The sequence below is a fragment of the Maribacter forsetii DSM 18668 genome (genome assembly GCF_000744105.1).
Classification (GTDB): Bacteria; Bacteroidota; Bacteroidia; order Flavobacteriales; family Flavobacteriaceae; genus Maribacter; species Maribacter forsetii.
On the sequence record NZ_JQLH01000001.1, the window covers coordinates 768419 to 780410 of the forward strand.

At 33.9% G+C, this 11992-nt stretch carries 10 protein-coding genes; 6 read left to right on the forward strand and 4 right to left on the reverse strand.

The window, feature by feature from the left end; all coding sequences use genetic code 11:
• Positions 1-3: 3 nt before the first annotated feature.
• Positions 4-252, reverse strand: coding sequence for a hypothetical protein (locus P177_RS03225; RefSeq protein WP_036157715.1), 249 nt, complete (start codon positions 250-252; stop codon positions 4-6).
• A gap of 404 nt (positions 253-656) precedes the next feature.
• Between P177_RS03225 and P177_RS03230 the strand changes: the two genes are divergently transcribed.
• Entirely contained in the window at positions 657-3452 is a 2796-nt protein-coding gene (locus P177_RS03230; protein ID WP_036157718.1) for a helix-turn-helix and ligand-binding sensor domain-containing protein, read from the forward strand.
• Positions 3453-3751: 299 nt separating this feature from the next.
• Complete coding sequence (locus P177_RS20320; RefSeq protein ID WP_051941695.1) at positions 3752-5836, forward strand: family 16 glycosylhydrolase; 2085 nt, start codon at positions 3752-3754, stop codon at positions 5834-5836.
• Positions 5837-6021: 185 nt separating this feature from the next.
• Here P177_RS20320 and P177_RS20460 read toward each other — a convergent pair whose 3' ends face one another.
• From P177_RS20460 to P177_RS03240, 3 genes are all read right to left on the reverse strand, one after another.
• Complete coding sequence (locus P177_RS20460; RefSeq protein ID WP_262493301.1) at positions 6022-6144, reverse strand: hypothetical protein; 123 nt, start codon at positions 6142-6144, stop codon at positions 6022-6024.
• Between the two features lie 234 nt (positions 6145-6378).
• Positions 6379-6510 (reverse strand): hypothetical protein, encoded by a 132-nt coding sequence (locus tag P177_RS20465; RefSeq protein ID WP_262493302.1) that lies wholly within the window; start codon positions 6508-6510, stop codon positions 6379-6381.
• A gap of 181 nt (positions 6511-6691) precedes the next feature.
• Complete coding sequence (locus P177_RS03240; protein ID WP_036151784.1) at positions 6692-7939, reverse strand: 3-deoxy-D-manno-octulosonic acid transferase; 1248 nt, start codon at positions 7937-7939, stop codon at positions 6692-6694.
• Between the two features lie 89 nt (positions 7940-8028).
• Between P177_RS03240 and P177_RS03245 the strand changes: the two genes are divergently transcribed.
• From P177_RS03245 to P177_RS03260, 4 genes are all read left to right on the forward strand, one after another.
• Positions 8029-9183 (forward strand): DegT/DnrJ/EryC1/StrS family aminotransferase, encoded by a 1155-nt coding sequence (locus P177_RS03245; protein ID WP_036151787.1) that lies wholly within the window; start codon positions 8029-8031, stop codon positions 9181-9183.
• A 44-nt stretch (positions 9184-9227) separates the two neighbouring features.
• Positions 9228-10244: a UDP-glucose 4-epimerase GalE gene (galE, locus tag P177_RS03250; RefSeq protein ID WP_036151789.1), complete on the forward strand. Its 1017-nt coding sequence runs from the start codon at positions 9228-9230 to the stop codon at positions 10242-10244.
• A 76-nt stretch (positions 10245-10320) separates the two neighbouring features.
• Positions 10321-11592, forward strand: coding sequence for a metal-dependent hydrolase family protein (locus P177_RS03255; RefSeq protein ID WP_036151791.1), 1272 nt, complete (start codon positions 10321-10323; stop codon positions 11590-11592).
• Between the two features lie 46 nt (positions 11593-11638).
• On the forward strand, positions 11639-11992 hold the full coding sequence (locus P177_RS03260) for a hypothetical protein (protein WP_036151793.1): 354 nt from the start codon (positions 11639-11641) through the stop codon (positions 11990-11992).

Here is an 11992-nt window from a genome sequence, read left to right on the forward strand (position 1 = left end):
CATTTATGCAGTAGCATTTTGTGGTGCCCAATGGCTACAAGACATACCTGGTGCTGCCTTTTGTGGATTAGCACAATCACTAGATTCAAACTTTACACAGGTTACACAATTGGTGTCATCTTTTAAAGTGGCTTTCATTTCAAAACTATCACACGTATAGCTATTACCTACTTTTACGCCGTGTACTTTACAAGTATTGCCTTCTACCAAATTATCACAATTAACACAACTATTTCCAAATCTTATCGACATAATCTTCTGTTTTAAATTCATATTAAAATTAGACCCTTCACCTTTTAGAAGCAATTTAAATAACTGTTTTTCAGTTGTATATATTTAGATTATTTAAAAATAATACTTTATTGAAAGCAACATAAGCGGTATTTCAGGTGTTTTTAACCGAAAATGAAATTACTATTTCAATCAAGATTAAGACCTAAGTAAATATAAAATGACTATAAATGTTAGATTTTAAATATCATTTTGAATGAATGTAATTTAGACTTTTTCAATACTTAGTTTTATGAATGAAAAAAATCTAGCAAGTCATATTTTTATGTCTTTTTTAATTCAACATACAACGATATTCAGTTCTTCTCTCGTTTTAAATGCATTATATTTAAATGCCACTAACTTTGATTTTTCTAAAAATAATCATGAAGCCGTATTATTACATTTTTCTTTTGTATTCTTTATTTGTTTCTGCTCAAGAAATATCTCCTATTCAAAATTATACTCCTATTGAATATAATGCCGGTAATCAAAATTGGAATTTAAACCAGTCAGAAGATCAAACTATATATGTTGCAAATAATAGTGGCTTGTTAGCATTTAATGGCACTACTTGGCAATTATATCAGGCTCCTTTTGGTACTCCTGTTAAATCTGTAAAATCCATTGGAAGCAAAATTTACACTGGAGGTTACATGGAATTCGGCTTTTGGGAAAAGGATGATTTAGGGGTTTTAAATTATAGTTCGTTATCCTCTAAATTAAATGAGCCATTAATTGACGATGAAGACTTTTGGAATATTACTCAGTTTAAAGATTGGGTTTTGTTTCAATCTTTAGATAGGATTTATATATATAATTCTAAAACAGGCTATTTTGTAATATTAAATGCAAAAAACACAAGAGCAAAAATTTTTGAAGTTGGGGGAAAGGTCTATTTTCAAATAAAAGATAAAGGTTTTTTTACATTAGAAAATGGCAAACCACTCTTGGTTTCCGATGATTTTATCTTTAAAAATAATAATATTGTTGGTGCATTTCCATTTGGAGATAATATGTTAGTTATTACTGAGAATGGAGCGTTTTTATACCTGAAAGATGGTCATCTTGAAAAATGGGAGATTAAATCAGAGATAGATTTGTCATCAGTGAAAGTTTACAGTTCTCTGATTTTAAATGATGGGACTTTTGTTTTGGGAACTATTTCAAAAGGTATTTATCATTTAGATAAGGACGGAAAAATAGTTGAACATATAAATCAAGAAAAAGGGCTTAATAATAATACGGTCCTTTCCTTATTTCAAGATGATGATCATAACTTATGGCTGGGTCTGGATAATGGGTTAAGTGTGTTAAATCTAGATTCTCCGTTTAAAGAGTATATAGATCATGTAGGGGCTCTAGGAGTGGTTTATACTGCAAAGAAAATGAATAATGTTTTGTATTTAGGTACAAATCAAGGACTGTTTTATAAAAGTGACGAGGAGGAAGACTTTAAACTAGTTAAAGGTACGGAAGGTCAGGTATGGATTTTAAAAGAAATTAACGGTACTTTGTTTTGTGGGCATCACAAAGGTACCTACGTTGTTGAAAATGATACCGCTACCCTTATTTCAGATTATCCAGGCACTTGGGATATTCAACCTATAAAAACAAATTCAGAGTTACTAATTCAAGGTAATTACAAAGGGTTGAGTATTCTTGAATTTAAAAACGGAGCATGGAAATACCGAAATAATATAAAGGGATTTGATAGCTCAAGTAGATTTTTTGAGTTTGTGGATAATCATCGAATATTAGTTAACCACGATTATAAAGGTGTTTTTTACATAAAGGTAGATGTAACATATACATCAGCTTTAGATGTCAAGCAAATTGAATCGAAAGGTAACGGATCAAGCTTGTTGAGATATAACAACGATATAGTATATTCAACTATAAACGGTGTTTTCAAATTTAGGGCTAAGGAGAATAACTTTGTTTTAGATACATTGTTGACCAGTAAATTTTTCAATAAAAACGAAAGTATTCTAGGGGTATTAAAATCTACCAATGATTTTGAGAGGTTATGGGGTTTTACAGATGATAATATTATTAGTGTTTCTACAGGGCATTTAAGTGAAGAACCAGAAAGTATTAAAATATCTATTCCCAATTTTTTTAGAAGAAGTATGGGAGTTCTTGGTTTTGAATCTGTAGTTCATTTAGAAAATGAATTGTATTTAATTGGAATTTCTAATGGTTACGTCACTTTAAATCTTAGTAATGTTAAAAAGCGAGATTATAATATCAATCTTAACAGTGTTTCACGTAAGTCTTATGATGCTCCAAGTGTTCCTGTCGCCTTTAAAGACAATGACAAGTATTCATATGATCAAAATAGTTTAAGCTTCAATTATAACATTACATCATATGATAAATTCACTGAGGTTTATTACCAGTATAGATTAGACGGTTTATACAATGATTGGAGTAATTGGGATACTGGGTCAGAAGTTTCTTTTAATAATTTACCTTATGGTTCCTATGAATTTGAGGTTAGAGGAAAAGTAGGTAATGAATTAACCAAAAATACATCTTCATATAGGTTTGTTATAGAAAGACCATGGTACATCTCTTACTGGGCGCTGTTGGGTTATATAATATTAGGTGCTTTCCTAGCTGTTTTAATTCATAAGATGTACAAGGATTATTACAAGAAACAGCAAAGGAACCTTGTCAAGGAGAATAATAAGAGGTTGAAACGTAAAAAGCTGAAAAATCAAAGAAAGATAGTTCAAATAAAAAATGAACAGCTGCAAGAACTTGTAGAAAGTAAAAATAGAGAACTAGCTATTTCTACAATGAGTATTATAAAAAAGAATGAGTTTTTGAATACTATCAAAGAAAAGTTGAAAGATAGTAGTGATATTCCACTGATAAAATCAGTAATTAAAACAATAGATAGTAATATTAACAATGCAGATGACTGGAATTTTTTTGAAAGTGCATTTAATAATGCAGATAAAGATTTTCTGAAAAAGGTGAAAGAAAAGCATTCTGAGTTATCTGCTAATGATTTAAAATTATGTGCATATTTGAGATTAAACCTGTCTTCTAAAGAAATTGCACCTCTTTTAAATATATCGGTCAGAAGTGTTGAAGTGAAACGATACCGCCTGCGTAAAAAAATGAATCTTGCGCACGAAATTGGATTAACAGACTATATCATTAATTTGTAATCTCCACTACAATATTCAAAACCACCACAACATTACCACAACAATAGCTGTTTTTATGTATTTGTAGTGTTAGTTTTATTGCTGATTTTAAGTTGATAATTCACGACTTTGGTTATCATAATCTCTTTTTTGAGCCATTTATTTTGTATTGTATGTTTTTTGTAGTGGTAAAAATTTACAATTTGATAATTGCATATTGTAAATTGCATAAGCGATTATTTTAATTTTAACACTACATAGTTAGTTGGTGTTACGTTTAGATAAATTGTAAATCAAATAATTAACTCAAAAAATTAACTATGAAAAAATTAAAGTACATCATGGTGTCGGTATTTGCAGTAATGATGAGCTGCGATGGTGATGACATTGATATTCCAGAATCGGTTACGCCTTCTAATCTTACGGTTAGTGCTCAGAACATGGGCGAAGGTGTATTCGACTTTACAGCATCAGCAACAAATGCTAATTATTATCATTATGATTTTGGTGATGGCACAAGTGCTCTGGAAACTTCTGGGGCAACTTCAAAAACCTATGAAGAAATAGGTGATAATACATATACTGTAACTATTACTGCGGGTTCAACTGAAGGTAAAAAGATATCTGAGACTTTAGAGGTTTCTGTTTCATTAGCTTTTACCGATACTGAAACGGTAACTTTTTTAACTAACGATAGCTCAAAAACTTGGTTTTTAGCGGCATCTCAACAGGGTCACTTAGGACTTGGACCTGCTAGAGAAGGTATTGATGGCGATTGGTGGTATCCTAAATGGTATTCCGCTGCTGCATTTGAAAAATGTGGAACGGAAGATTCTGATTGTCTTTGTGATGATGAACTTACATTTTCAGTAAATGCGACTGGCGGTTTAGTTTACAGTTTGGATAATAAAGGTCAAACATATTTTAATGTAGGTCATAAAGCTATTGTTGGCGGAGGTGAGGATATTGATTTTTGTTATGATTTTGATACTTCAGGTGAAAAAGCAGTTCAGCTTTCTGAAGTAGAAGGAAATGTTCCCGAGGGTGAGACAACTGGAATACAAATGACATTTTCTGATGGAGGTTTCATGGGGTACTATGTAGGTTCTTCTGTATATGAAATACTATCTATAAGCGAGGATTTCTTATATGTAAGAACATATGATACGGAGAATGCTGATTTAGCGTGGTATCATAAATTTACTTCTGATGTTGCTGTTGATGGTGGAGACGAAAGTCTTGAAACCATTTATACCAATTTAGTTTGGTCAGATGAATTTGATGTTGATGGTGCACCAAATGCTGCCAATTGGGGTTATGACCTTGGCGCAGGTGGCTGGGGTAATGGTGAGGCTCAAACATATACAGATGCAGCTGAAAACGTTAAAGTTGAAGACGGTGTTTTAAAAATTACCGCTATAGCTGGTGAGGGAGAAGCAGCTGTTCACTATTTTGATGAAATGACATTAGTCGATGGAAGTGGTGCTACGCAAACTTTAGAAGATTTTGAAGGTGCGGCCCCTGTTTTTACTGGTTTTGGTGGTGTTGGTACTGCAGTTATTGCAAATCCGGATCCTACGGGAGAGAATACTAGTGCTAATGTTGCAGAATCTACTAAAGCTTTAGGTGCAGAGACATGGGCGGGTTCTTTCTTTGATTTGTCTGGACCGGTTGATCTTGTTACATATCCTAGTATTAGTTTAAAAACATGGTCGCCTGCAGCTGGAGCCAATATAATTTTGAAACTTGAGAATCAAGCTAATGCTGATGAGAATGTTGAGGTAAGTGTAAATTCAACTGTTGCAAATGCCTGGGAAACACTAACATTTGATTTCACCGGTGTTCCTGTTGGTACTTATGACCGAGTTGTGTTGTTTTTTGATTTTGGTGTTTCTCCTTCTGGCGGAATCACTTCGGGTCGTATTAAATCTGAAAACTTATACGAGTTTACTTATGGTAGAGTTGAGATAAGAGCTAAACTTCCATCAGCTGGTGGTACTTGGCCTGCATTATGGGCTTTGGGTGCTAATTTTGATGAAGTTGGTTGGCCTACGGCTGGAGAGATAGATATTATGGAACATGTTGGTAATAATAACAATACTATTAGTAGTGCATTACATTATCCTGGTAATTCTGCAGGTAATGCCGTAGTAGGATCTACGCCAGTGGAAAATGCAACTTCTGAGTTTCATAATTATACTGTAGAGTGGACACCTGATAGTATTAAGTTTGTTGTAGATGATCAGTTAGTACATAACAGTTTTGTGAACAATGCTACAACACCATTCAATGCTGATTTCTTTTTAATAATGAATGTCGCTATGGGCGGTACACTAGGTGGTACTATCGATGCGGCTTTTACAGAAGATACTATGGAAGTAGATTATGTAAGAGTTTATCAATAATAACATTTGGTTTATATAAAGGGCTGTTGATTTCTAAATCAACAGCCCTTTTGTTTTTCTTTAATAATTTTAGAAGAATTGTAAGATTAAATATTACATGAATTGATAATAAAAAAAATGCCCCTTGAATAAGGGGCATTTTTTTTAAAGTAATTTTTTCTCAATAAGGATTTGGTATTAAAAGATTAGACAATCCCCAAAAGGGCTAAAAAAGCTCCTACTACAACTACAGCTAAAAATGCATGCATTGCAATAACAAGCACGGAGAGATAAGTTTCTACTCCGGTTTTAAATGATAAATTGTTCATAACATTACCTACTTTAAAGTTACATTACTAAAGTTAGTTGAATTAAGCAACAATTCCATAGAAAAAGTTGTAAAACTCTCTTAAATAGATGTAAAATCCTACATTCTTGTGGTATAGGTTTTTTAAAATATGTATTTCAGCCTAGAAAATGGTATCTCGTCGATATCTGAATTACAGCACTTTAGAGTTTTATATCACAATTTGTAGCTTTCGTAAGTATTATTATGATGAAATCTATTTAATAAGATTCAACCAATCTGCTATGCCTGCCAAGGGTACAGATAAAAGTATTATTACCAAGCAGGTAACCATTAATTTAAGAAATCCATTGAGTATTTTAACTCCTGAAGTTAGTTCTTGTTCCATAATCATTATTCTATTGTTCTGTTTTCAATATGGTAGATCTTACCTAAAGTGCTGTTAAATAGAAGGGTAAAATCGATTAACGTATAGAAAGTATCTGTGTAAAGTATGTTTTCTATACAATAACTAACAGTTGTGAAAATGGTTTATTAAATAATACAGAAGGTGGTTAATTGAATATAATTCAATTATTTGATATTAAAACTGCATTTAATTTAGAAACAATACGTTCGGTGGCACCAGCTTTTTCTTTGATGTAGCCTGTGTTTATAAGACCGATTTTTAACCTGTAGTCAATATCTTCAAAGCACTTATCTGCATGCTCTTGGAATTCATTTTTATTCTTTATAGAAATGACACCGCCTAGTTGTACCAATTCTTCTGCCTCGGCAAATCCATCATACTGCGGACCTATAATAACCGGGATACCGAAGACGGCTGGTTCTAATGTATTGTGTAACCCTGTAGCAAAACCGCCACCTACATATGCGATGTCGGCATAGCTATATACTTTGGTCAAAATACCTATGGTGTCAATGACAAGTACATCATATTCAGCTAAAGTTGAATTCTCCATTTCTGTATAGCGTATTACTTTTTTATCAATAGCTGCTATTATCTCTTCAATATGATTATCCTTGATGGCGTGCGGAGCTATCACAAATTTTATTGGCTGAACGTTTTTATTGATATAGTCTATGATAATTTTTTCGTCCTCTGCCCATGTGCTTCCTGCAACAAAGCAGTACTTATCATTTTTAAAGCGGGTCATGAAATCTAATTTGTTGTCACGCTCTACTATTTCACTTACTCTATCAAAACGAGTATCTCCGGCAATGGTTACATTAGTATAGTCAACGGAATTTAATAATGATTTTGATTTTTCGTTTTGCACAAAAAAGTGCGAGAAGTTATTTAATGCGTTGCGCATAAAACCACCATACCACTTAAAGTAAATTTGCTTTTCTTTAAATAATGCTGAAATTAAATAGGTGGGTGTATTGGCCTTTTTTAAGGCATATAAGTAATTAGGCCATATTTCATACTTTATAAAGATGGCAATATCTGGGTGTGCGGCTGTCAAAAAGGACTTTACTTTCCGCTTTGTATCCATTGGTAAGTAGCAAATAACATCAGCTATTTTGCTATTCTTTTTTACTTCGTATCCTGAAGGAGAAAAAAAAGTAAGTACTATTTTATGTGTAGGATGATGAATTTTTAATTGTTCAATAACAGGCAAACCTTGTTCATACTCGCCTAAAGATGCTGCATGTATCCAAATAACGCTGTCTTCTTTTGAAATAGATTGCTTAATAAGCGAAATAGTTTCATTTCTGCCCTTTACAAATAGCGATAGTTTTGAATTCACCAATGCCAATACCTTTAAAATGGCAGATACGCTTATGACAAGAAGATTATAGAGAAAGTTCAAACAGATGCTTTTAGGCTAAATTACGTTTCTTCCATAAAATTAGTGTCGTCTGTTTCGTATTTTTGTATGACTTCATGTAATTACAACAGATGAAAAAGATACAAATGGTAGACCTAGGTGGTCAATACCAAGAAATTAAAGATCAAGTAAATACTTCTATAACTCAAATTTTAGAAACGTCGGCATTTATAAACGGGCCAGAGGTTCATGCTTTTCAGAAGGAGCTAGAAGACTATCTTCAGGTTAAACATGTAATACCATGTGCCAATGGTACCGATGCTTTGCAAATAGCTATGATGGGTTTAGGTTTGAAGCCTGGTGATGAGGTTATTACAGCAGATTTTACTTTTGCCGCTACAGTAGAGGTTATTGCATTGTTACAACTTACTCCGGTTTTGGTTGATGTCTATCCAGATACGTTCAACATTGATATAGAAGCTATAGAAAAAGCAATAACACCAAAAACTAAGGCTATAGTTCCTGTTCATTTATTCGGTCAATGTGCCAATATGGATGCTATTCTTGAGTTGGCAAAAAAACATGATTTGTTCGTTATTGAAGATAATGCTCAGGCAATTGGAGCTAAATATCTTTCAAAAGATGGTACAAAGCATATGGCTGGTAGTATGGGTAATGTAGGTGCAACATCTTTCTTTCCTTCTAAAAATTTAGGGTGTTATGGAGATGGTGGAGCAATTTTCACCAATGATGATGAACTAGCTCATACTTTAAGAGGTATTGTTAATCATGGTATGTACGAGCGTTACCACCATGATGTAGTTGGCGTAAATTCAAGATTAGATTCTATACAAGCTGCAGTGTTGAGAGCAAAATTACCCAAGCTAGATGGTTATTGTAATGCAAGAAGAAATGCCGCTCGTGCGTATTCAAAAGCCTTTGAGGGTCAGGAAAATATCATTACTCCGGTAACGGTGAATAATTGTGAGGGTATTTGCGATGTGTGCGATTGTCATGTTTTTCATCAATATACGTTGAGAATTACAAATGGTAAAAGAGATGAGCTAGCACAATTTCTTGCTGAGAATAAAGTTCCTTTTGGTGTCTACTACCCAATTCCGCTACATAAGCAGAAAGCTTATCTGGATGATCGATATAAGGAAGAAGATTTTCCTGTAACCAATCAATTGGTAACAGAAGTACTGTCTTTACCGATGCATACAGAATTAGATGAAGAACAGATTAACTACATAACTGAGTTAATTATCGGATTTGTAAACGGGTAGTGGTGTAGTTTTTTAAATTTGATAACAATCAAACAGCATTGTAAATGAAAGTATTAGTAACAGGCGGATTAGGTTTTATCGGTTCTCACACAGTAGTGGAGCTTCAAAACAAAGGGTTCGAAGTGGTCATTATAGATGACTGCTCTAACTCTGATGAAAATGTACTTGATGGTATTAAAGCTATTACAGGTAAAAAGCCGCTTTATGAAAAGTTAGATTTAAAAGAAAAACATAAAGTTGAAGACTTTTTTCAACGATACCAAGATGTTGCCGGCGTTATCCATTTTGCTGCCTCTAAAGCAGTAGGCGAAAGTGTAGAGAAACCATTGTTGTATTATGAAAACAATATTGGTACGTTAGTTTACATATTAAAAGAACTTTGTAAAAAGAATAAGGCTAGTTTTATTTTTAGCTCTTCTTGTACGGTATATGGTCAGGCAGATAAAATGCCGATTACAGAAGACGCACCGGTTAAGGTTGCAGAATCGCCATACGGTAATACCAAGCAAATGGGCGAAGAAATAATAGCAGATACCTGTAAAGTTACTCCAAGTTTAAATGCTATTGCCTTGCGTTATTTTAATCCAATGGGTGCACACCCAAGTGGAGAAATAGGGGAGTTGCCAAAAGGAGTGCCTCAGAATTTGGTGCCTTTTATTACGCAAACCGGTATTGGATTAAGGGATCAGTTATCCGTTTTTGGGGATGATTACCCTACGCCAGATGGTACATGTATAAGAGATTATATTTATGTGGTAGATTTGGCTAAAGCCCATGTTGTTGCATTAGAACGTTTGATGAATGGAAAAAACGAATCTAATTTTGAAGTTTTTAATGTAGGTACTGGAACTGGCAGCTCGGTATTAGAGGCTATAAAAAGTTTTGAAAAAGTATCTGGTAGAAAATTAAATTATAAAATAGTTGACAGAAGACCAGGTGATATTACCACTGCTTATGCAGATACCACTAAAGCAAATAAAGTATTGGGCTGGAAAGCGGAGTATACTTTGGAAGAGGCCATGAATTATGCATGGATTTGGGAACAGAAAATACGTGACTGATTTTTTCAGGTGTAACCATATAAATAAGGGGAAATATAGCTATATTTCCCCTTATTTAATTTAAAGACCACCTCTTATGAAAAAATCATTATTTCTTTTAGTTTTACTGGTATTTACAGGCGCAACTGCACAAGACATATATCTTCAGTGCGGTAAAATTGTAGATGTTGAATCGGGTAAGGTATTGTCTGAGAAAACAATTGTTATTTCGGGTAACAAGATTACAGAAATCAAAAATGGTTATATAGTTGGTGGTGATCAAGATCAGGTGGTAGATTTAAAGTTAAAGACCATATTACCAGGTTTTATAGATATGCATGTGCACATTGAAAGCGAATCTAGTCCGTCAAGATATTTAGAGGCTTTTACCATGAATGAAGCTGATGTAGCCTTTGAATCCACGGTTTATGCTAAAAGAACATTAATGGCAGGCTTTACAACCGTACGTGATTTAGGCGGGTCGGGAGTAAATATTGCCTTAAAAAATGCAATTAATAAAGGTACTGTTGTTGGTCCACGTATTTTTACAGCAGGTAAAGCACTTGCTACTACAGGTGGTCATGCAGATCCAACTAACGGTAGAAGTAATGAATTAATGGGTGATCCGGGACCAAAAGAAGGTGTAGTCAATTCACCCGCAGATGGCAGAAAAGCGGTTCGCCAACGTTATAAAGATGGTGCGGATGTCATTAAGATTACTGCTACTGGTGGTGTTTTAAGTGTTGCTAAAAATGGTCAGAACCCTCAGTTTACTATTGAAGAAATAAAAGCAATTACAGAAACGGCTAAAGATTACGGTATGCTTACAGCAGCGCATGCGCATGGTGATGAAGGTATGCAAAGAGCCATTTTAGGAGGAATTAAAACTATTGAGCATGGTACATTGATGTCAGAGGAAACAATGGAATTAATGATTAAGCATGATACGTATATGGTGCCGACCATTTCTGCAGGACAAGAAGCGGCTAGGTTGGCAAAAATACCAAACTACTTACCACCTGTTGTAGCTAAGAAAGCTTTGGAGATTGGTCCTAAATTGAATGCAACTTTTGCAAAAGCTTATAAAAAGGGGGTGAGTATCGCTTTTGGTACCGATTCTGGAGTGTCGCCTCATGGAGATAATGCTAAAGAATTTATCTACATGAACAAAGCAGGTATGCCTATCATAGAAGCGTTACGTTCAGCTACAATTACAAATGCAATGCTTTTAGGCGAGAAAGAATTAGGACAAATCAAAGAAGGTTATTTAGCCGATATCGTTGCAGTAAATGAAAACCCATTAGATAATGTAGAAACATTAACAGATGTTGTTTTTGTTATGAAAGATGGTGTTGTGTATAAGCAATGATTTTGGATTATTTTCTATTTCATGAAGTAAGGTATATAGGTGCGAAATGAAGTTAAATGTTGATAATAGCGAGCAATTAATGCAGGTTGCTATTGGTGATTCTCTTTTTGATAAATTGAAGCATCAGGTGGAGAAGGATTTTGTTCTTGCCAATATACCTCTGCAAATTCCTGAAAAATTAGGTCATGCTGAGTTTATAGCGCTTATTCGTGAGAAGGTGTATTACCTAATGATGGAGCATTTTGCTGAATATTTAAACTTAATGTACATCATAGACATTCCGGAAAGTGCATTTCAGAATATAGAAATTACCGATACTGTAGATGTAGCAGATCAGGTCACATTATTGATTTTAAAGCGGGAGTATAAAAAGGTGTGGTATCGTAATCGATATCAATAA